This is a genomic window from Pseudomonas sp. VS40, assembly GCF_018587885.1.
GTDB lineage: Bacteria > Pseudomonadota > Gammaproteobacteria > Pseudomonadales > Pseudomonadaceae > Aquipseudomonas > Aquipseudomonas pergaminensis.
The window spans coordinates 1-20,686 of the sequence record NZ_JAGYWD010000002.1 but is presented as its reverse complement, the minus strand read 5'-3'; the positions used below and the strand labels follow the sequence as shown (position 1 = coordinate 20,686).

The 20,686-nt window shown below is 62.2% G+C and carries 18 protein-coding genes; 12 read left to right on the top strand and 6 right to left on the bottom strand.

Features of this window, described 5'->3' with window-relative positions:
* Positions 1-226 precede the first annotated feature (226 nt).
* Entirely contained in the window at positions 227-1,726 is a 1,500-nt protein-coding gene (locus KHP07_RS05195; protein ID WP_078049119.1) for a CoA-acylating methylmalonate-semialdehyde dehydrogenase, read from the bottom strand.
* A 109-nt stretch (positions 1,727-1,835) separates the two neighbouring features.
* Here KHP07_RS05195 and KHP07_RS05190 point away from each other — a divergent pair, with 109 nt between their 5' ends.
* The 5 genes from KHP07_RS05190 (at position 1,836) to KHP07_RS05170 (ending at position 5,967) form a co-directional block, all read left to right on the top strand.
* On the top strand, positions 1,836-2,777 hold the full coding sequence (locus tag KHP07_RS05190) for a LysR family transcriptional regulator (protein ID WP_078049120.1): 942 nt from the start codon (positions 1,836-1,838) through the stop codon (positions 2,775-2,777).
* Positions 2,778-2,909: 132 nt separating this feature from the next.
* On the top strand, positions 2,910-3,173 hold the full coding sequence (locus tag KHP07_RS05185; protein ID WP_223204463.1) for a hypothetical protein: 264 nt from the start codon (positions 2,910-2,912) through the stop codon (positions 3,171-3,173).
* A 93-nt stretch (positions 3,174-3,266) separates the two neighbouring features.
* Entirely contained in the window at positions 3,267-4,211 is a 945-nt protein-coding gene (locus KHP07_RS05180; RefSeq protein WP_214496714.1) for an ornithine cyclodeaminase family protein, read from the top strand.
* Positions 4,208-5,341 (top strand): NAD(P)/FAD-dependent oxidoreductase, encoded by a 1,134-nt coding sequence (locus KHP07_RS05175; RefSeq protein ID WP_214496713.1) that lies wholly within the window; start codon positions 4,208-4,210, stop codon positions 5,339-5,341. The genes KHP07_RS05180 and KHP07_RS05175 overlap by 4 nt, the downstream gene beginning before the upstream one ends.
* The gene (locus KHP07_RS05170) at positions 5,341-5,967 is read left to right on the top strand and encodes a helix-turn-helix transcriptional regulator (RefSeq protein ID WP_078049123.1); all 627 of its coding nucleotides are present in this window, start codon (positions 5,341-5,343) and stop codon (positions 5,965-5,967) included. The genes KHP07_RS05175 and KHP07_RS05170 overlap by 1 nt, the downstream gene beginning before the upstream one ends.
* A gap of 139 nt (positions 5,968-6,106) precedes the next feature.
* Here KHP07_RS05170 and aotJ read toward each other — a convergent pair whose 3' ends face one another.
* On the bottom strand, positions 6,107-6,883 hold the full coding sequence (gene aotJ / locus KHP07_RS05165; protein ID WP_078049124.1) for an L-arginine-binding protein AotJ: 777 nt from the start codon (positions 6,881-6,883) through the stop codon (positions 6,107-6,109).
* Positions 6,884-7,146: 263 nt separating this feature from the next.
* On the opposite strand from aotJ, the gene KHP07_RS05160 reads away from it, so the two are divergent.
* From KHP07_RS05160 to KHP07_RS05145, 4 genes are all read left to right on the top strand, one after another.
* Positions 7,147-8,847, top strand: coding sequence for an AMP-binding protein (locus tag KHP07_RS05160; protein ID WP_214496712.1), 1,701 nt, complete (start codon positions 7,147-7,149; stop codon positions 8,845-8,847).
* Between the two features lie 151 nt (positions 8,848-8,998).
* Positions 8,999-9,454: a (2Fe-2S)-binding protein gene (locus KHP07_RS05155; protein WP_010211243.1), complete on the top strand. Its 456-nt coding sequence runs from the start codon at positions 8,999-9,001 to the stop codon at positions 9,452-9,454.
* Complete coding sequence (locus tag KHP07_RS05150) at positions 9,454-11,673, top strand: xanthine dehydrogenase family protein molybdopterin-binding subunit (protein ID WP_099491896.1); 2,220 nt, start codon at positions 9,454-9,456, stop codon at positions 11,671-11,673. Before KHP07_RS05155 ends, KHP07_RS05150 begins: the two co-directional genes overlap by 1 nt.
* Positions 11,674-11,689: 16 nt before the next feature.
* Complete coding sequence (locus tag KHP07_RS05145; RefSeq protein ID WP_214496711.1) at positions 11,690-13,033, top strand: c-type cytochrome; 1,344 nt, start codon at positions 11,690-11,692, stop codon at positions 13,031-13,033.
* 2 nt (positions 13,034-13,035) lie between these two features.
* Here the strand turns inward: KHP07_RS05145 and gbdR are convergent, their stop codons facing one another.
* Complete coding sequence (gene gbdR, locus KHP07_RS05140; protein ID WP_214496710.1) at positions 13,036-14,112, bottom strand: choline metabolism transcriptional regulator GbdR; 1,077 nt, start codon at positions 14,110-14,112, stop codon at positions 13,036-13,038.
* Positions 14,109-15,518: a GABA permease gene (gene gabP / locus KHP07_RS05135; RefSeq protein WP_214496709.1), complete on the bottom strand. Its 1,410-nt coding sequence runs from the start codon at positions 15,516-15,518 to the stop codon at positions 14,109-14,111. Before gabP ends, gbdR begins: the two co-directional genes overlap by 4 nt.
* A gap of 259 nt (positions 15,519-15,777) precedes the next feature.
* Here gabP and KHP07_RS05130 point away from each other — a divergent pair, with 259 nt between their 5' ends.
* Positions 15,778-16,233 (top strand): GNAT family N-acetyltransferase, encoded by a 456-nt coding sequence (locus tag KHP07_RS05130; RefSeq protein ID WP_214496708.1) that lies wholly within the window; start codon positions 15,778-15,780, stop codon positions 16,231-16,233.
* A gap of 234 nt (positions 16,234-16,467) precedes the next feature.
* Positions 16,468-16,743 carry a hypothetical protein gene (locus tag KHP07_RS05125; protein WP_214497074.1) on the top strand — a complete coding sequence of 92 codons (276 nt, stop codon included), beginning with the start codon at positions 16,468-16,470 and terminating at the stop codon, positions 16,741-16,743.
* Between the two features lie 66 nt (positions 16,744-16,809).
* Here KHP07_RS05125 and KHP07_RS05120 read toward each other — a convergent pair whose 3' ends face one another.
* Positions 16,810-17,703, bottom strand: coding sequence for a glycine betaine ABC transporter substrate-binding protein (locus KHP07_RS05120; protein WP_214496707.1), 894 nt, complete (start codon positions 17,701-17,703; stop codon positions 16,810-16,812).
* A 156-nt stretch (positions 17,704-17,859) separates the two neighbouring features.
* Between KHP07_RS05120 and KHP07_RS05115 the strand changes: the two genes are divergently transcribed.
* On the top strand, positions 17,860-19,896 hold the full coding sequence (locus tag KHP07_RS05115) for an NADH:flavin oxidoreductase (RefSeq protein ID WP_214496706.1): 2,037 nt from the start codon (positions 17,860-17,862) through the stop codon (positions 19,894-19,896).
* A 682-nt stretch (positions 19,897-20,578) separates the two neighbouring features.
* Here KHP07_RS05115 and KHP07_RS05110 read toward each other — a convergent pair.
* A partial coding sequence (locus KHP07_RS05110) for an IS3 family transposase (RefSeq protein ID WP_146427598.1) occupies positions 20,579-20,686 on the bottom strand: 108 nt, incomplete at its 5' end.

The window sequence follows — 20,686 nt, the reverse complement described above, 5'->3', positions numbered from 1 at the left end:
CTTCAATGAGAAGGCCCGTTCATTGCGCACTATTTCACGAGCACAGCACTCAAACTCCTGGAAACGGCCAAGCTAAAACGCGGATTTGATCGCCTGAAGCCCACGCAATAAAAAATGTGAGAGCTGGCTTGCCTGCGATAGCGGTGAATCAGTGCCAGATGTACTGCCTGACACCACGCTATCGCGGGCAAGCCCGCTCCCACAGTTGACCGTGTACAGGCTTTGGTTATTTGGAGACTGGCATGGCGAATTCGGCGCCCTGCTCGATGCTTTCCGACCAGCGCTGCATGATCGACTTCTGCTTGGTGTAGAAGCGCACACCCTCGGTGCCGTAGGCATGCATGTCGCCAAACAGGCTCTTCTTCCACCCGCCAAACCCGTGCCACGCCATCGGCACCGGGATCGGCACGTTGATGCCGACCATGCCCACTTCGATGCGCCGTGCAAACTCGCGGGCGATGTTGCCGTCGCGGGTGAAGCAGCTCACGCCGTTGCCGAACTCGTGATCGTTGACCAGCTTGATGGCCTCGGCGAAGTCATTCACGCGCACGCAGGCCAGCACTGGGCCGAAGATTTCTTCGCGGTAGATACTCATCTCTTTAGTCACGTGGTCGAACAACGTCGCACCCAGCCAGAAGCCGTTTTCCAGGCCCGGTTCAGTGGGTACATAGTCACGCCCGTCGAGCAGCAACTGCGCGCCGGCCTGCACGCCTTGTTCGATGTAGCCGCTGATGCGTTCCAGCGCCGCGCGGGACACGATCGGACCCATTTCTGCCTTGAGGTCGCGACCGTCGGTGATGCGCAGGTGCTTGGCACGTTCGGTCAGGGCGGCGATGACTTTGTCGCCCACATCGCCCACCAGCACCGCCACCGAAATGGCCATGCAGCGTTCGCCAGCACTGCCGTAGGCGGCGCCCATCAGGGCGTCGACGGTTTTTTCGATATCCGCGTCGGGCATCACCACCATGTGGTTCTTCGCGCCGCCCAGGCCTTGCACGCGCTTGCCATTACGGGCGCCGGTTTCGTAGATGTACTGGGCAATCGGCGTCGAGCCGACAAAGCTCACAGCCTTGACGTCCGGGTGTTCGATCAGCGCGTCCACCGATTCCTTGTCGCCCTGCACCACGTTGAACACACCTTTGGGCAGGCCGGCTTCGCGCAGCAGTTCGGCCATGAACAGCGAGGCGCTCGGGTCGGTCGGGCTTGGCTTGAGGATGAATGTATTGCCCGCCGCGATGGCGATCGGGTACATCCACATCGGCACCATCACCGGGAAATTGAACGGCGTAACGCCGGCGACCACGCCAAGGGGCTGGCGCATTGTCCAGTTATCCATGCCACGGGAAACCTGGTCGGAATGCTCGCCCTTGAGCAGGTTGGGAATGCCACAGGCGAATTCGAGGATGTCGATGCCACGGTCGACTTCGCCCTGGGCGTCGGTAAAGACCTTGCCATGTTCGGCGACGATGATGCGCGCCAGGTCATCCTTGCGCTCACGCAGCAGGTGCAGGTACTCGAACAGCACACGCGCACGGCGGATCGGCGGCGTGTCCGCCCAGCCGGCGAACGCGGCCTGGGCAGCGGCGACGGCTTCGGCGACGGTCTGGCGGCTGGCCAGGGCGACGCGGCCGGTCTTTTCGCCGGTGGCCGGGTTGTAGACGTCCTGATAGCGATCATCGCGGGACACGCGCTGGTCGTTGATGTAGTGCTCGATGGTGGTGGTCATGGCAGGCGATCCCAGGTGAGTAGCGTTGGCGCACACGATAGGCTTTCGATTTGTTCCAAACCAGAGCAGAATCCAGAACTTATTGTCCACAACAGCGAACAATACACCCATGGAAAAGGCTGAGATCGAAGGGCTCTGGACCCATATCCACTGGCTGTCAGTGCTGGAGGAACACGGTACCTACACGGCCGCCGCCGCACGCCTGGGCGTGAGCAAGTCGGCGGTGAGCCAGCGCATTTCCGACCTGGAGAAGGCCACCGGTACCCGACTGGTGACGCGCACCACGCGCAGCGTACGGCTCACCGATGCGGGGCAGTCGCTGACCCGCGACGTGCGCAGCGCCTATGAACAGATCGCCCGCAGCTTCTCGTCGGTGCGCGACTCGGCCGGGGAAATTCGCGGGCTGGTGCGCCTCACCGCGCCGGTGGCGTTTGCCCGTCAGCAACTGGTGCCGCATCTGTCGGAGTTCTTGCAGCAGTACCCGCAGGTGCGCATCCAACTGGACGTATCCGACGCCCTCAGTTCACTGGCCGCCGAAGGCTACGACCTGGCCGTACGCCATGGTTTCCAGGTGCCGGAAACCCATGTGGCGTGGAAGCTCTGCGACACCGGCTCAGTATTGGTCGCCACCCGCGACTACCTGCAACGCCACGGCGAACCACGCCAACCCGGCGACCTGTCCGCGCATAACTGCCTGTTCTACCCACGCGGCACCGACCAGCCCGCCTGGACCTTTGAGCGCGGCACAAAAAACATTGAGCGCCTCACCGTGCCCATCGCTGGCAGCTTCGCCACCAATAACAGCGAGGCCCTGCGCGATTCGGCGCTCAACCACCTGGGCATCGCCCTGCTCCCGGACTTCAGCGCCCATGCCGCCCTGGCCAGCGGCAAGCTGGTGCAGGTGCTCAAGGACTGGACGCTCAAGGGCGCGTTCGCCGATGAGATCTACCTGATCCGACCGTATTCGCCCCATGTGCCGAAGTCGGTGAGCGCGTTGGTCAGTTATTTGAAGGGCAAATTGTCCGCGGGGTTTCGCTATACGGCGACATAATGGCTCTACCCAATCAATCATAAGTGGATCTTTTTGAGGAACCAATTCGCCCGTAGGATGCGCCTGCGGCCACACCACTCCAGGCCGCTGCAGAACTATCTCAAGGGCTCTCCTGCGGGAGTGTTGATCATCATGAATTGGAACATCGTCCCCTCCACCGCCTTTCAAACCACCGCTGCCGTGATGTCCGCCATTGCCTTGCTCGGCTGCCAACCGCCAACGCGGGCGGACTTCATCAAGTACCCGTCGCTGCAACAACGCTGGTCGATGATCTGTGACCCACGCAGCAATATCGCAGACGCGAATGTAGAGGGCTGCCAGCACTTTCACGAATGGCAAGCGGCCAGCCGGGGACCGGTGCTGGACAACCTGATGAATCAGCACTTGGGCAAGTGAGGCGCGCATCGCGCCAGCTTTTTTGCAGTGGGATATTGCTCGACAGAACTAAAAGTCCATAATGGACAAATTAGTTTAACTGCGGAGCCCCCCATGTCCAGCTCGCCTCATGTGATCCACTCGGCCCAGGCCCACGAACTGCTCGCCCAGGTCGATGTACCGCAGATCCTGCGCAAGCTGTTCCGAGACCTGGCGGCCGGACAAGCGGTGCAGCCGGCACAGCAGTGGGTAGAATTCCCCCACGCGGCGGGAGACTTCATCAACTACTTGGGCGTGCTGGCCGAGGATGGGGTGTATGGGGTCAAGACGTCGCCCTATATCGTGCGCGAGCAAGGACCGCTGGTGACGGCCTGGACCTTGCTGATGTCGATGCAGACCGGCCAGCCAGTGCTGTTGTGCGATGCCGCCGAGCTGACCACGGCACGCACCGCCGCCACCACGGCCCTGGCAGTGGATGCGCTGGCGCCCTTGTCCGCGCGGCGTTTGGCGATCATTGGCAGTGGCAAGGTCGCACAGGCGCATTTGCACTACGCCCGACACCTGCGAGACTGGCAGAGCATCAGCGTATTTTCGCCCAGCCTGGCCAACGCCAGCGCCGAGACCACCGCAGGCATCAAGCGCCTGGACCCTCGGGTGGTCATCACGCACAGCAGCGACATGGCGGTTGAAGACGCCGACGTGATCCTACTGTGCACCTCGTCGGCCGGGCCGGTGCTCGACCCGGCGTGCCTGAGCAAACCGGCGCTGATCACCTCGATCAGCACCAATGCCCCGCGTGCCCATGAGGTCCCGCCACAAAGTCTCAGCGCGATGCAGGTATTCTGCGACTATCGACAAACCACCCCAGGCTCGGCCGGTGAGATGCTGATCGCCGCCGAACAACACGGCTGGGACCCACGCACCGTGGTCGGTGACCTGCCTGAATTGCTCAGCGAACAGGTGCCGCGCCCGACCTACGACCGCCACGTATTCTTCCGCTCCATCGGCCTGGGCCTGGAAGACATCGCACTGGCCCATGCCCTCTGGAGACAACTATGAGCCACGCAGACTTCATCATCATCGGCGGCGGCATTGCCGGCGCGTCCACCGGTTTCTGGTTGTCGCAGCACGGCAAGGTGCTGGTGCTGGAGCGTGAAAGCCACCCGGCCTATCACTCCACCGGGCGTTCCGCCGCCCTGTATTCCGCCGCCTATGGCACCCCGCAGGTGCGCGCGCTAACCCTGGCCAGCCGGGCGTTTTTCGACAACCCGCCAACGGGTTTCTGCGAACACCCGCTGCTGACGCCACGGGGCGAAATGACCGTGGATTTCCTCGGCGATGCGGCCGAGTTGAACGCTCAATACCTGAACGCCAAGGCCACCGTCTCCCAGGTCGAATTGCTCAGTGCCGATGAAGCCTGTGCGAAGTTGCCGATCCTGCGCCGCGAAAAAGTCCACGGCGCGCTGTATGACCCCACCGCCAGCGACATCGACACCGATGCCCTGCACCAGGGCTACCTGCGCGGTATCCGCCGTAACGGTGGCGAGGTGCGCACCGACAGCCACGTGCTCGGCTTGAGCCGCGACGCCGCCGGCATGTGGCAGGTGCACACCCAGGATGCCACCTGCACGGCGCCGGTGATCATCAATGCCGCCGGCGCCTGGGCCGACCATATCGGTGGGCTCGCCGGCGCTGCCTCCATCGGCTTGCAACCCAAGCGGCGCTCGGCCTTCATCTTCGCCGGCCCAGAAGGCGTCGACAGCCATCACTGGCCGATGCTGGTGGCGCTGGACGAATCCTTCTATATGAAACCCGACGCCGGCATGTTCCTCGGCTCGCCAGCCAACGCCGACCCGGTCGAGCCCCAGGATATCCAGCCCGAAGAACTGGACATCGCCATGGGCATCTATCAGATCGAAGAAGCCACCACCCTGACCATCCGCCGCCCGACCCGTACCTGGGCCGGCCTGCGCAGCTTTGTGCACGACGGTGACCTGCTTTCGGGTTTCGACCCGATGATACCGGGCCTGTTTTGGGTGGCGGCACAGGGCGGCTACGGCATCCAGACCTCGCCGGCCATGGGCCAGGCGAGCGCGGCCTTGGTGCGTGGCGCGCCGCTGCCGGAGGCACTGACGCAGTTCGGCCTCGACGCTGGTATGCTCTCCCCTGCCCGCCTGGAGCCGCATTGATGAACACCGCTGAACAAGACAAGGTCATGCAGAACTTCCGCGCGATGGCCGACGCCATCGCCACCCTGTTCTTCCCTCACGCCGAAGCGGTGTTGCATGACCTGCGTTCACAAAAAGTCGATTACATCGCCAACAACCTGTCCAAGCGCAGCATTGGTGATGACTCGGCACTGGAAGACATGCTCGACGCTGACGTCAGCGAAGTGAATATTGGCCCGTACGAAAAGCTTAACTGGGACGGTCAGAAAATTCGCAGCCTGAGCACCGTGCTGCACGACCACAAAGGCCGCCGGCTAGCGGTGCTGTGCATCAACCTGAATATCTCGCTGTTTGAAAACGCCAAGGCGGCGCTGGACCTGTTCCTGTCGCCGAGCAAACTGATCCCGCAACCGGACGCGCTGTTTCGCGATGACTGGCAGGAGCGTATCAATACGTTTCTGCATGCGTGGATGCGCGAGCGTCAGTTGAGCCTCAACCTGCTGACCCGTGACCACAAGCGTGAGCTGGTGCTGGCACTGCACGCCGAGGGGGCATTCAAGGGCAAGAGCGCCTCGAACTATGTGGCCAATGTGCTGGGCATGGGGCGGGCGACGGTCTACAAGCATTTGAAAGAACTGAAGGGCTGATCGGTACGGCTGGAAATACCGCCGGACAAGTGTGGGAGCGGGTTTGCTCGCGAATGCGGAGTGTCAGCCACCCGATAGGCCAACTGAGCCACCGCATTCGCGAGCAAGCCCGCTCCCACATTTAGTCCGCGTAGACCTCTCAGTCGCCGTAGATGTCGGACTTGAAGTACTGCTGCGAAATCTTCTGGTACTCACCACTGGCGCGGATGCCGTCGATCGCCGCGTTCAACTCGCTGACCAACTCGGTATTGCCCTTGCGCACGGCAATCCCGGCACCCTCGCCCACGTATTTCGGGTCCTTGAGTTCCGGGCCGACAAACGCATAGCCCTTGCCCCGTGGCATTTGCAAAAAGTCGTTCAGGGGAATGGTGTCGGCAAAGATCGCATCCAGCCGCCCGGCAGCCAGGTCCATGTAGATCTCTTCGTTATTGCTGTAGCGCTTGACGTTGATGCCCTTGGGCTCGAACACCTCGGTGGCGTAACGATCCGTGGTGGTGGCGCGTTGCACGCCGACTGTCTTGCCCTTGAGGCTGGCGTACTGGTCATCGACCATCGCGCCGTCCTTCATCACCAGGCGCGATGAGGTGAAGTAGTACTTGTGGGTGAAGTCCACCGACTTCTTACGGTCTTCGTTGATGGTCATGGACGACAATGCCATGTCGATTTTCTTCACCTTGAGGGAAGGAATCAGGCCATCGAACTCGCCTTCTACCCATACGCACTTGACCTTCATTTGCGCGCACAGCGCATTGCCGATGTCGTAGTCGAACCCGACGATCTTGCCTTCCTGGGTCTTGGACGCAAAGGGCGGGTAAGCCGCCTCGATGCCAATGCGCAGGGTTTTCTCGGCGGCCACCAAGTGGCTGGACGCAAGCAGGCCAAAGGCCAGGGCGGTAATGAGGGCGCGTTTCTTCATGAGGATGTTCTCGCAAGTTGTTGTTGGTTTTGGCAAGCCTGAAGAAAGAGAGAGCAGCGGTGCTTTTGTACTTATAATTCCATATTGGACTTTTACGTCTTGATCGTCAATCACGCTACCGCGCCGGTGCACACCCATGACTTTTTTGCACAACGCACCGGTGTTTTTGAGCGTTCTGCTCTGATTTATGCGTGCCTATACTCGGTCCAGCCTCTCGGTTCAGCCGGGGGCAAGTCCCACAACAATAATTAAGGACAGCCACCATGACCCAGCCCTTCCTGGCCGCTCGGGATTTTCTGCTCGCTCACCGCACCGACTACGCCACCGCCGTACGGGATTTCCGTTGGCCGCAGCTGGGCGAATTCAACTGGGCCCTGGATTATTTCGACGCCATGGCCGAGGGCAATGCGGCGAATGCGCTGTGGATCGTCGAAGAGGACGGCAGCGAGCAGCGCTACAGCTTCCAGCAATTGGCCAGGCGCTCCAACCAGGTGGCCAACCACTTGCGTGCCCTTGGCGTACACCGGGGTGATCGTGTGCTGTTGATGCTCGGCAACGATGTGGCGTTGTGGGACACCATGCTCGCGGCCTTCAAGATCGGCGCAGTGGTCATCCCCGCCACCGCCCTGCTGAACCCGGATGACCTGCGTGACCGCATCGAACGCGGGCAGGTTCGCCATGTGGTGGTCGGCGATGCGCATGTGCACAAATTCGCCGGCCTGGCGGAGGGTTGCAGCCGTATCTGCGTGGGCTCGGCGCCTGCCGGATGGGTTTCGCACAGCGCTGCCTTTGAATACCCCGAACACTTCGAGGCCGAAGGCCGAACCTTGGCCACCGACCCGATGCTGCTGTACTTCACCTCGGGCACCACGTCCAAGCCGAAGATGGTGCTGCACAGCCATCAGAGCTACCCGGTAGGCCACCTGTCGACCATGTACTGGATCGGCCTGCAACCAGGCGACCTGCACCTGAACATCTCATCGCCCGGCTGGGCCAAGCATGCCTGGAGTTGCCTGTTCGCGCCGTGGAATGCCGGGGCGTGCATCTTTATCCATAACGTCGCGCGGTTCAGCGCACCGGCCTTGCTCAGTGCGCTGGAACGCTATGGCGTGACCAGCCTGTGCGCGCCGCCTACGGTGTGGCGCATGCTGATCCAGGAAGACCTCGCCAGCTACAAACCGCGCTTGAGCCTGCGCGAACTGGTCGGCGCCGGTGAGCCGTTGAACCCGGAAATCATCGAGCAGATCCAACACGCCTGGGGCCTGCCGCTGCGCGACGGTTTTGGCCAATCGGAAACCACTGCCCTGGTGGGCAACACCCCCGGGCAGGTGCTCAAGCCAGGTTCCATGGGCCGCCCGCTGCCGGGCTATCAAGTGGCCCTGCTTGATCCCGATGGCTGTCCCGGCACTGAGGGCGAAGTCGCCCTGCCCCTGGACGTACGCCCGCTCGGCCTGATGCTGTGCTATGAAGACAGCCCGGAAAAAACCGCCGAGGTCATGCGTGACGGTTACTACCGCACCGGCGACACCGCGCAGATCGACGCCGACGGCTACATCACCTTCGTCGGTCGCGCCGACGATGTGTTCAAGGCTTCCGACTACCGCATCAGTCCGTTCGAGCTGGAAAGCGCCTTGATCGAACACCCGGCCGTCATGGAAGTGGCCGTGGTGCCAAGCCCCGACCCGTTACGCCTGGCCGTGCCCAAGGCGTTCCTGATCCTGGCCCACGACGAACCGGGCAGCGCGGAGTTGGCCCAACACATTCTCGCCTTCGCCCGTGAGCATCTGGCGCCCTACAAGCGGGTGCGACGTATCGAGTTCGTCACCGAACTGCCCAAGACCATCTCCGGGAAAATTCGGCGGGTGGAACTGCGGCAGATGGAAGTACTGCGACGCCAGGGTGATGCGCGGGGTGAGCATGAGCACTTCGAGGAGGACTTCGTGCGGCCAACGGCTGAGTCGTAGTCGCACAATCCTGTTGAATACTTGCCCAATCCTCCGACTTGGCGACTAATGGATAGATAGCCCTGGCGCACTGGTCTAGAGTTCGACGATAAGCGGCCACTGCGTTCATCACTAAAACAGGCCGCACCTACCGTCGATCAGCAGGTGAGCCATGGAATTACGAATCAACCAAAAGGCCTATCAGGTGGATGCCGACGCGGACACGCCATTGCTGTGGGTGATCCGCGATGACTTGGGCCTGACGGGTACCAAATATGGCTGCGGCCTGGCCCAGTGCGGCGCGTGCTCAGTATTGGTGGACGGCAATGTGGTGCGCTCCTGCGTCACGCCGGTGGCTGGGGTGGTCGGGCGCGAAATCACCACCATCGAAGCGATTGAAACCGATGAAGTGGGCAAGCGTGTGGTCGCGACCTGGGTCGAGCATCAGGTGGCGCAATGCGGTTACTGCCAGTCCGGGCAGGTGATGGCGGCCACGGCGCTGCTCAAGCACACTCCGGCGCCCAGCAAGGCGCAGATCGACGCGGCAATGATCAACCTGTGCCGCTGCGGCACCTATAACGCCATCCACGCGGCCGTCGACGACCTGGCCAAGCAGGGGGGTGTCTGATGAACCTCATCAACGAACTGCTCGATGCACCGGTGAACCTGTCGCGCCGCCGCTTTCTGGCGAGTACGGCCGTGGGTGCGCTGGTCATTGGTTTTGGCCTGCCACTGGGCTCGGGCCGGGTACAAGCCGCCACCACCGCCGAACGCGGCACCCAGGTGCCGGCCTTCCTGGAGATTCGTCCGGACGGCACGGTGCGCCTGCTCAGCCCCTTCATGGAAGGCGGGCAAGGCACGCACACCGCCATGGCGCAGATTGTCGGTGAAGAGCTGGACGCCGACCCCGCCACATTCATCGTCGAGGCCGCACCGCCCGGCGAAGCCTACGTGGTGATGGAAAACGGTATGCGCATCACCGGCGGCAGCATGTCGGTGCGCATGAGCTACCCGACCATGCGCCGCCTGGGCGCCCTCGCCCGCGCGATGCTGCTGCAGGCCGGCGCCCAGCAGTTGGGCGTGCCGGTAAGCGAACTGACCACCCAGCCGGGTCGCGTGGTGCACGCGGCGTCCGGCCGGTCGCTGGGCTACGGTGAGCTGGCCGGTCGCGCCCTGGACATGCCAGTGCCCGACCCGGCCAGCATCATCCTGCGCGACCCGAGCCAGTTCCGCTGGATCGGCAAGCCAGTCAAACGCCTGGACGCCTACGATAAATCCACCGGCAAGGCGCTCTACAGCATCGACCTGAAAGTCGACAACATGCTCCACGCCGCGGTACAGCATGCGCCACGCCTGGGCATGACCGTGGGCAGCCTGCGCAATCAGTCGCAGGTCGAAGGGATGAAAGGCGTGCATTCGGTGCACGTGCTGCCCGGCGCGGTGGCCGTGGTGGCTGAGCGCTGGTGGCACGCCAAGCGTGCGGTAGAAGCAATCCAGGTCGACTGGCAGGAAGCGGCTGCCGACTCGGCACTGCGGGTCATGCCGGCGGATTTTTCCAGCGACAAGCACTTCGAGTTCCTCGCCGCCCAGCAAGGGCCGGCCCGTGATGACGAGAACGAAGGCGACGTGGCCGCCGCGCTCAAAGGCGCCAAGACCCAGGTAGAAGCGACGTACCACAACCAGTACCTCAACCACGGCCAGTTGGAGCCACCCTCCGCCCTGGCACGCTTCAACCCCGACGGCACCCTGGATATCTGGTTGCCCAACCAGGCGCCGGACATGTTCCGCGGCGATATCGCCAAGCGCACCGGCCTGGACCCTGCGCAGATCAATCTGCACTCGCCGTTGCTCGGCGGTTTTTTCGGCCGGCATTTCCTGTATGACTCGGCCAACCCCTACCCGCAGGCCATCGCGCTGGCCAAGGCGGTGGGCCGTCCGGTCAAGCTGATCTGGAGTCGTGAGGAAGAGTTCCTGCGCGATGTATTGCGCCCGGTGGCGGTGGTCAAGTTCCGCGCCGGTCTGGATGATAAAGGCCTGCCGGTGGCCATCGAAGCGGTGAGCGCCACCGAAGGCCCGACCGAAGCCCTCGCCGGCAAACAGGGCGACAAGATCGACCCCACGGCGGTCGAAGGGTTGTCGGGCAAGTCCTATGCAATCCCCAACAAACGCATCGCGCAGATCTACGTCAAAGGCGCGCCCATGCTCGGCTACTGGCGTTCGGTGGGCAATTCGCTGAATGACTTTTTCTACGAGTCGTTCCTCGACGAGCTCGCGGACAAGGGCAAACATGACCCCTATGAGTTGCGCCTGCACCTGCTGCGCGACAACCCACGGCTGACCACCTTGCTGCAAGCGGCGGTTGAGTTGTCCGGCGGCTGGAAGCGCGGCCCTTTCACCGCCGAAGACGGCAGCCGGCGCGCACGCGGTGTGGCCATGGCCTCGCCGTTCGGCTCCCATACGGCGGCGATCGCCGAAGTGTCCATCGAGAATGGCAAGGTCAGGGTGCACGATATCTGGCAGGCCATCGACCCAGGCAGCATCGTCAACCCGGCGATTGTCGAAGCGCAGGTCAATGGCGCCGTGGCGTTGGGCTTGTCCCAGACCTTGCTGGAAGAAGCGGTGTACGTGGATGGCAAGCCCCGGGCGCGCAACTACGACCTTTACCCGATCCTGGCGCCTGCGCAAATGGCGCGGGTGCATGTACGGGTGGTTGAAAGTGGCGAAAAGATGGGCGGTATCGGCGAGCCGCCGTTGCCGGCCGTGGCACCGGCCGTGGCCAATGCGGTGGCGCAGTTGACGGGCCAGCGTGTTCGCAGCCTGCCAATGAGCCGACACACCTTCAGCTGACCTTCAGGAAACGCCCATGAACAACCGTCGATTCGCAAGAACCGCAGGCTGGCTGGCGCTGCCCTGCCTGGTCGCGGCAGGCCTGCTGGCCTGGTACGTCACCCGTGAGCCTGCTACACCGTTCGAACAGGCGCAGGCCGCCGCCCCCTTCGAGTCCGCCTTGGTCAGCCGTGGCGAATATGTCGCCCGCCTCAGCGACTGCGTGGCCTGCCACAGTCTGGCGGGCAAGGCGCCGTTCGCCGGTGGCCTGGAAATGGCTACACCGCTGGGGGCTATCCACGCCACCAACATCACGCCGGACAAGCAGACAGGGATCGGCACTTACAGCCTGGCCGATTTTGACCGTGCGGTGCGCCATGGCGTAGCACCCGGCGGCCGCCGGTTGTACCCGGCCATGCCCTACCCGTCCTACGTGAAACTCAGCGATGACGACATCAAAGCGCTGTACGCGTTTTTCATGCAGGGCATAAAACCGGCCAACCAACCGAATATTCCCAGTGATATTCCCTGGCCGCTGAACATGCGCTGGCCCATCGCCCTGTGGAACGGCGTGTTCGCGCCCACCGCGACTTACGCGGCCAAGCCCAATCAGGACGCCCTGTGGAACCGTGGCGCCTACATCGTCCAAGGCCCCGGCCACTGCGGCAGTTGTCACACGCCGCGCGGGCTGGCGTTCAACGAGAAAGCCCTGGACGAATCCGGCGCGCCGTTCCTTGCCGGCGCGCTGCTCGACGGCTGGTATGCGCCGAGTCTGCGCCAGGACCCCAACACCGGCTTGGGTCGGTGGACCGAGCCGCAGATCGTGCAGTTCCTCAAGACCGGGCGCAACGCCCATGCGGTGGTCTACGGTTCGATGACCGAGGCTTTCAACAACTCCACGCAATTCATGCAGGACGACGACCTGGCCGCTATCGCCCGCTATCTCAAGTCATTGCCTGGCGACCCACAGCGTGACGGCACACCCTGGCAATATCAGGCAGTGGCGGCGGTTCAAGACGCCCCCGGCGCCCATACCTATGCCACCCGCTGCGCCTCTTGCCATGGTCTCGACGGCAAGGGCCAGCCCGAGTGGATGCCGCCCCTGGCCGGCGCCACGTCAGCACTGGCGAAAGAAAGCGCCTCGGCGATCAACATCACCCTCAACGGCTCGCAACGCGTGGTAGCGGCCGGCGTGCCGGATGCCTACCGTATGCCGGCCTTCCGTGAGCAATTGTCCGACGCGGAAATCGCCGATGTACTGAGTTACGTGCGCAGCACCTGGGGCAATAACGGTGGCGCGGTCGATGCGAAGGCAGTGGGCAAGCTGCGCGGGCACACTGACCCGGCGAGCAGCAGCCCGATCATCCTGCACATGCGCTGAGGTCAGGGCTTCAGGTTTTTCACGCTGGCAAACGTTGCCTCTCCCCGCGCCTGCTCCAATACGTTCATGGGCGCGGGCGTAGGCAACGCATGCATCACCGGCTTGAGCACGATGGTTCGCTCACTGTCGGTGACGGAGCGCTCGTCGCTGGGCGGTACACCGAAGTATTCGCGGTAGCACTTGGAGAAGTGCGGCGTGGACACAAAGCCGCAGAGCACGGCCAGCTCCACGATGGAAATGGGTGTCTGCTTGAGCAACTGCCGCGCCCGGATCAGCCGCAGCCTGAGGTAGTAGCGCGACGGCGAACAGTGCAGGTATTTCTGGAACATGCGCTCAAGCTGGCGACGCGACAACGCGACATACGCAGCCAGCTCATCCAGGTTGATCGGTTCCTCCAGGTTGGCCTCCATCAACGCGACGATTTCCTGCAGCTTGGGCTGCTGGGTGCCGAGCATGTGCTTGAGCGGCACGCGCTGATGGTCCTGCTCGTTGCGGATGCGCTCGTACACAAACATGTCGGAGATGGCCGCCGACAACTCATGCCCGTGATCCCGGCCGATCAGGTGCAACATCATGTCCAACGGCGCCGTGCCGCCCGAGCTGGTGAGACGGTCCCGGTCGAGGCTGAACAGGCTGGAACTGACCGTCACACGAGGAAAGGCCTCCTGCATGGTCGCCAACCATTCCCAGTGCACGCTGCATTCATAGCCATCCAGCAAACCGGCGCGTGCCAACACAAAGCTACCGGTACAGATACCGCCCAGTCGCTTGGCGTAACGCGCCTGGCTGCGCAACCACTTGACCAGCTCACCCGTCACGGTGCCCTGGATGCCGATGCCACCGCAGACAATCACAATGTCGGCGGACGGCACGCTGAGAATCGAACCGTCCGGCGTGATGGGCACGCCGTCACTGGCCCACACGGGATTGCCGTCCGGGCTCGCGGTGTGCCATTTGTAGAGTTCCTGACCCGAGAGCTGGTTGGCCATGCGCAAGGGCTCGACCGCCGAGGCCAGTGACATCAGGGTGAACTGGTCCAGCAGCAAGAACACGATGCTGCTTACGGGGCGGCCACTCATGGCGGTGAGGCTGCGGCCACTGGATTTTGCGTGCGTTCGGGTTGCCGCGCGGTGAGCAAGCCGACCAGGGAAATCATCAGGGCCAGGCCGATGGTCGATGACACTTCAAAACGGTGTTCAGGCGTGACCAGCATCACCGTCAATGCGGCACAGATGAACGCAATGACCAGCCAGGTCAGCCAGGGAAACAGCCACATCTGGAAGGTGAGCGTGACGTTGCGCTGTCGCAGGATCTTGCGCATGCGCAACTGCGACACGGCGATCACCAGGTACACCAGCAAGGCAATGGCGCCCGAACTGGCCAGCAGAAACTGGAACAACCCGGCCGGCGCGAAGTAACTGAACAAGGTCACGCCCGCGCCCAGGATGGTGCTGGCAATCACCGCGGCCCTCGGCACGCTGGCCGCCGAGGTCTTCTTCATCAACGTGGGGGCATCCCCGCGCTTGCCCAGGGAAAACAGCATGCGCGAGGCAATGTAGATGGAGGAGTTCATACAACTGGCCACAGCGATCAACACCACCCCATCAACCAGCAGCTTGGCGTGGGGAATGTTCATCAGCTCCAGGGCGCGCTGATAAGAACCTACCGAGGCAAGCAACGGGTCATTCCACGGCACTACGGAAATCACCACGAAGATCGACAACAGGTAGAACACACCAATGCGCCACATCACCGAGCGCGTGGCCCGGGCGATGTTCTGCGCCGGGTTACTGGATTCGGCCGCCGCGATGGTGACCGCCTCAGTGCCGATAAAACTGAACATGATGGTGATAAAGGCCCCAACCACCGCCGACAGTCCGTTGGGCGCGAAACCGCCGTGTTCCTCCATCAACCGGCTCAACCCACTGACCTCACGCTCGGGAATCCAACCCATCAGCACCGCAAAGCCCAAGCCGATGAAGCCGATGATCGCGATCACCTTGGCCATGGCGAACCAGAACTCGAACTCGCCGTACTTGGACACGCTGAACAGATTGGTGACCACCAACAAAAAGATCGACAACAAGGCAAACAGCCAAGCGTCGATCTGCGGGAACCACTGGTTGAGGATATGCCCGGCGGCCAGGGCCTCGATAGGGATCACCAGCACCCAGAACCACCAGTACAACCAACCGATGGTGAAGCCGGCCCAGCGCCCAATGGCCTGGTCGGCATAGGTCGAGAAAGATCCGGTATCGGGGTTGGCCACCGCCATCTCCCCGAGCATGCGCATGACCAGCACCACCAGCGTGCCAGAGAACAGATAAGCCAGCAGCACCGCCGGCCCCGCCGCCGCAATCGCATGCCCGGAACCGACAAACAACCCCGCGCCGATAATGCCTGCAATGGAAAGCATGGTCACATGACGTGGCTTGAAGCCTTGCGCCAACTGGCCGTTGGAATCGTTGGAATTCAGGCTATTCATTGTTTTTGTTGTTCTCGGTGATCGACGTCAAGGTGTACTGACTGAAGAGTCAGGCGATCATCATTTCTTAATGATGGGTCACCTTACGCGGCCTGAGTTCATCAAAAATAGCCTGGGAGCGGCAGGAGTTGGTCTGATATCGACATTAGGCCGGGCAAAAACCAGAAGGCAACTTTGGAAAGGAATGGTGTTTCCAGGTCAGCAACCCATGGAGTAGGCTCTGTCAAAGCAGTACTCCAACATTGGCAGGACGCTTGCAATGCCTAACGACAGCAACTACGCGAAAGATCCCATTCGCCAAGCCACACCCGACGACGTGCGTGCCCTGATCGAACTGGACGCCTACGCAACCGCCCACACCCATCGCCGCGTGTTCATCCATGACGCCGTGGTTCGCCAACAATGCCTGGTTGCCGTCGACATCGCCGGCCGATGCGCCGGTTACCTGGTGCTGACCCATGACTTTTTCGATCATGGCTTTGTGGCGCTGGTCGTCGTGTCGCCGGCGCATCAGCGTCAAGGTGTGGCGCTGCGGTTGCTGGCGGCGGCGCAGGCGGCATGCAAGACGCCCAAGCTGTTTGCTTCGACCAATGCGTCAAACACCGCAGCCCAGGCGTTGTTTGCAAAGGCTGGATTCGTGCCGAGCGGGCAGATCGACAACCTGGACGACCACGACCCTGAGCAGGTGTATGTGAAATTCATCAAACCCCTGTGATTGCGTTCCCATCGGCTCCACGCCCCCTCCATCGAACCCCCCGTAAAACTCCACCCCCCTTGTGCACACTGGCGCCTCCCAAAACAGCGACAACGTTTTAGAGGTTTCCGTGCTCCGAACTCTTGCGACTAGCCTTTTGCTGATGCCGGCGCCCCCGGCGATTGCAACGCCGCTCACGGCCGAACAGCTTTCGGCCATCGACCGTTATGTCACCTCGCACTCCTCGAAGAGTCGCTGCGACTGCACACGGCCCGCCTGAAACGGCTGCAAAGGTTCTGGGTGCCGCTGCAACAGCGCGCGCCAAAGTGGATGCTGGCGCTGTGGATCATCGGCGTTTTCGTGTCACTGGCGACGCAATGCTGGTGCCATTGGTTCGTGACCGCGCCGCTGATCTGCGTGTTGATCGTCGCAGAAATCGTGATCGACGAGGCGCAGATGACACTTCAGTTGCGCACCGATGCCGTTCGCGATTCGCTGCGCGCAGCGCGTGGCGGCTATTCATATGCCTGATATCGTAGGGCGAGGGACAAGCCCGCTCACCACAATGGCTCGGAAACCTTGAGCAGAAGGCTATGCCTACCGGGAAACCACCCCCGGCTTGAACATCCCCTCAAAACGCACCTTGTTCGCCGCGTAATACGCCGCCACCGCCTTGTCTGCCGTACTCTCCCGCGCCTGCATCATCAGCGCTTCGAGGTCGGCCTGAGGGATGGAGAAATGCGCAAAGAAGTACGCCACCTCGGGGTGTTCCTGGCTGAAGCCTTTACGGGCCATGGCGTGGATCTGCTCCGCGCCGCCGAAAATCTGCTTGGGATCGTCCAGGTAGCGCAGCGACCATTTGGAGAACATCCAGTGCGGGCTCCAAGCGTTGACCAATGACCACTTGTTGCGCTTGAGGTTGCGGTCCAGCTCGTTGAGCATGCCGCTTTCCGAAGACCCCACCAGTTTGTAGCCCCTCAGCTTGTAATCCTCAATCGCCTTGACGGTGAGCTTGTACTGGCCGTTGCCGACTTCGGAGGTAAAGATCTTGCCGTCGAACTTTTCGCGGATCCCGGGCTTGTTCAGGTCTTCCACGCTGGCCACTTCCGCCACCGGCACCGAAGTGGGTACAGCCATGCCGATTCGCCCTTCATACAGCACGCCGAGGTCTTCGAGGCTGTCTTTGTACTTGTCATAGAACGCCTTGTGGGTGCTGGGCAGCCAGACCATCGGGATCAGGTCAATGTTGCCGTTGGCCAGTGCCTGGAACTGGATGCCAATGTCGGCCATCACCAGCTTGACCGGTTGCTTGAGGTGCTCCTGCAACGCGGTACTGGCGAGCTTGACGGTGATTTCCGTATCGGACCAGTTCACCCAACCGATGCGTACCGGTGGTTTTTGCTCCGCATGGGTCAGTGCAGCACTGGCACCCAGCGCAAGGCCGAGCAGGTAGGCACAGGCTTTTTTCCGATAGCGCATTTGAGTAGTCATCAGGCGTCCTCCTAGGGGGTGAAGGCGATCTTAGCGACGACTTCCGGGCCTCGCAATAGAAATGTACATACGTGTCGTCTATTATTGACACCTATGTACATTTACCCTAATTTCAAATCGCCCAGCCTGATGATGCCCACGACGGAGCACACCCCGATGTCCAGCGATCCCCTGCTGCAGCCCTACACGATCAAGCACCTGACTCTGCGCAATCGGATCATGACCACCGCCCACGAACCGGCCTACCCGGTGGACGGCATGCCGCAGGCGTTGTACCGCGCGTACCACGTCGAACGTGCCAAGGCCGGCGTGGCCTTGACCATGACTGCAGGCTCTGCCGCGGTATCGCGTGACAGCCCGCCGGTGTTCAATAACGTGCTGGCTTACAAGGACGAGGTAGTCGGCTGGCTGAAGGACCTGACGGATGAGTGCCACGAACACGGCGCGGCCGTGATGATCCAGCTGACGCACCTGGGTCGTCGCACACGCTGGGACAAGGCGGATTGGCTGCCGGTGGTTTCGCCGTCGCACCGTCGCGAAGCCTCACACCGCTCCTTCCCGAAGAAGATGGAAGACTGGGACATCGAGCGGATCATCAAGGACTACGTCGACGCCGCCGAGCGCATGCAGGCGGCCGGGTTGGATGGCCTGGAACTGCAAGCCTACGGGCATTTGATGGACCAGTTCTGGTCGCCGCTCACCAATGACCTCGACGGCCCGTACGGCGGCTCGCTGGAGAACCGCATGCGGTTTACCTTCGATATCCTGCGCGGCATTCGCCAGCGGGTCGGGGAACACTTTCTGTTGGGCGTGCGCTACACCGGCGACGAAGCCTTGCCGGGCGGGTTTACTGCCAACGAAGGCTTGCAGGTGTCGCACATGCTCAAGGACAGCGGGCTGGTGGATTTCCTCAATGTGGTACGTGGACATATCGACACGGATGCGGGCCTCACCGATGTGATTCCTATCCAGGGCATGCGCAACTCGCCGCACCTGGATTTTGCCGGCGAGATTCGCGCGTCCACCGGGTTTCCCACTTTCCATGCGGCAAAAATCCCGGATGTCGCCACCGCGCGTTATGCCATTGCCTCGGGCAAGGTGGACATGGTCGGCATGACCCGCGCCCACATGACCGACCCGCATATCGTGCGCAAGATCATCGAGCGCCGCGAAGAAGACATTCGGCCCTGCGTCGGCGCCAATTACTGCCTGGACCGTATCTACCAGGGCGGCGCGGCCTACTGCATCCACAACCCGGCGACCGGCCGCGAAACCAGCATGCACCATGACATTCCCAAGGCGGCGGTGAAGCGCAAGGTGCTGATAATCGGCACGGGCCCGGCCGGGCTGGAAGCGGCGCGGGTGGCCGGAGAGCGTGGTCACGACGTCACCGTGCTGGAGGCCGCCGACCGGCCCGGTGGGCAGATCCGCCTGACGGCATTGAGTGAGCGGCGTCGCGAGATGATCGGCATCATCGATTGGCGCATGGCCCAGTGCGAGCGCCTCGGCGTTCGGTTCCACTTCAACACCTGGGCCGAAGCCGAGACAGTGCTGTCCCATGAGCCGGACGTGGTGATTGTCGCCACCGGCGGCATGCCGCACACCGAGGTGCTGGCCCAGGGGAATGAGCTGGTGGTCTCGACCTGGGACATCATTTCCGGCGACGTCAAGCCGGGGCGCCACGTGCTGATATTCGATGACGCCGGCGACCATGCCGCCCTGCAAGCCGCCGAGGTGATCGCGCAGAGTGGCGCCAGCGTCGAAATCGTCACCCCGGACCGCGCGTTCGCCCCGGAAGTCATGGCCATGAACCTGGTGCCCTACATGCGCAGCCTGCAAGACCTGCACGTGACCTTTACCGTGACCTACCGGGTCGAAACGGTGGAGAAACACGACGGTCGGCTGCTCGTCAGCTTTGGCAGCGACTACGGCAAGGTGCACAAGCAGCGGGTGGTCGATCAAGTGGTGGTCAACCACGGCACCCTCCCCCTGGACGACCTGTACTTCGACCTGCGCGCGCATTCCAGCAATGGTGGGGCCGTGGAGCAACACGACTTGATTGCCGGGAACCCGCAGAACATCGTGACCAACCCTAACGGCCGCTTCCAACTGTTCCGGATCGGCGATGCAGTAGCCGCGCGCAATACCCATGCAGCGATCTATGATGCATTGCGGTTGGTTAAAGACCTGTAAAGAACACCGAGCCCTCTGTTGGCGCTTTTGGCGGTCATGTCTGCCAACACAGCCGATCCCCTTGTGGGAGCTGTCGAGCTTTAGCGAGGCTGCGAAAGCGGTGGTTCCGGCGATAAAAATGCCAGCAGTGCCGCCGCCTTCGCAGCCTCGCCAGAGCTCGACAGCTCCCACACGAGTGCTTCGTCGTGGCACAAATCCCACCCACACAACCGATCCCTTGTGGGAGCTGTCGAGCTTTAGCGAGGCTGCGAAAGCGGTGGGTCAGGCGATAAAAATGCCAGCAGTGCCGCCGCCTTCGCAGCCTCGCTGGGGCTCGACAGCTCCCACACTAGAGCTTCGTCGTGGCACAAACTGCACCCACACAACCAATCCCCTGTGGGAGCTGTCGAGCTTTAGCGAGGCTGTGAAGGCGGTGGGTCAGGCGATAAAAATGCCAGCAGTGCCGCCGCCTTCGCAGCCTCGCTGGGGCTCGACAGCTCCCACACTAGTGCTTCGTCGTGGCACAAATCCCACCCACACCACCGATCCCCTGTGGGAGCTGTCGAGCTTTAGCGAGGCTGCGAAAGCGGTGGGTCAGGCGATAAAAATGCCAGCAGTGCCGCCGCCTTCGCAGCCTCTCTGGGGCTCGACAGCTCCCACACTAGAGCTTCGTCGTGGCACAAATTGAATCGCCCCGGATTCTCTAGACACCTTGCAAGCTCATTGCGTAACGCTTTTCAAACTCTACCGGTGACAGCTGATTGTTGAAACCATGGCGGCGTTTTACGTTGTAGAACATCTCGATGTAATC

Bases quoted from the DNA above. Each gene is read 5' to 3' on its own strand.
- KHP07_RS05195 (WP_078049119.1), bottom strand. From the start codon at position 1,726: ATGACCACCACCATCGAGCACTACATCAACGACCAGCGCGTGTCCCGC.
- KHP07_RS05190 (WP_078049120.1), top strand. From the start codon at position 1,836: ATGGAAAAGGCTGAGATCGAAGGGCTCTGGACCCATATCCACTGGCTG.
- KHP07_RS05185 (WP_223204463.1), top strand. From the start codon at position 2,910: ATGAATTGGAACATCGTCCCCTCCACCGCCTTTCAAACCACCGCTGCC.
- KHP07_RS05180 (WP_214496714.1), top strand. From the start codon at position 3,267: ATGTCCAGCTCGCCTCATGTGATCCACTCGGCCCAGGCCCACGAACTG.
- KHP07_RS05175 (WP_214496713.1), top strand. From the start codon at position 4,208: ATGAGCCACGCAGACTTCATCATCATCGGCGGCGGCATTGCCGGCGCG.
- KHP07_RS05170 (WP_078049123.1), top strand. From the start codon at position 5,341: ATGAACACCGCTGAACAAGACAAGGTCATGCAGAACTTCCGCGCGATG.
- aotJ (WP_078049124.1), bottom strand. From the start codon at position 6,883: ATGAAGAAACGCGCCCTCATTACCGCCCTGGCCTTTGGCCTGCTTGCG.
- KHP07_RS05160 (WP_214496712.1), top strand. From the start codon at position 7,147: ATGACCCAGCCCTTCCTGGCCGCTCGGGATTTTCTGCTCGCTCACCGC.
- KHP07_RS05155 (WP_010211243.1), top strand. From the start codon at position 8,999: ATGGAATTACGAATCAACCAAAAGGCCTATCAGGTGGATGCCGACGCG.
- KHP07_RS05150 (WP_099491896.1), top strand. From the start codon at position 9,454: ATGAACCTCATCAACGAACTGCTCGATGCACCGGTGAACCTGTCGCGC.
- KHP07_RS05145 (WP_214496711.1), top strand. From the start codon at position 11,690: ATGAACAACCGTCGATTCGCAAGAACCGCAGGCTGGCTGGCGCTGCCC.
- gbdR (WP_214496710.1), bottom strand. From the start codon at position 14,112: ATGAGTGGCCGCCCCGTAAGCAGCATCGTGTTCTTGCTGCTGGACCAG.
- gabP (WP_214496709.1), bottom strand. From the start codon at position 15,518: ATGAATAGCCTGAATTCCAACGATTCCAACGGCCAGTTGGCGCAAGGC.
- KHP07_RS05130 (WP_214496708.1), top strand. From the start codon at position 15,778: ATGCCTAACGACAGCAACTACGCGAAAGATCCCATTCGCCAAGCCACA.
- KHP07_RS05120 (WP_214496707.1), bottom strand. From the start codon at position 17,703: ATGACTACTCAAATGCGCTATCGGAAAAAAGCCTGTGCCTACCTGCTC.
- KHP07_RS05115 (WP_214496706.1), top strand. From the start codon at position 17,860: ATGTCCAGCGATCCCCTGCTGCAGCCCTACACGATCAAGCACCTGACT.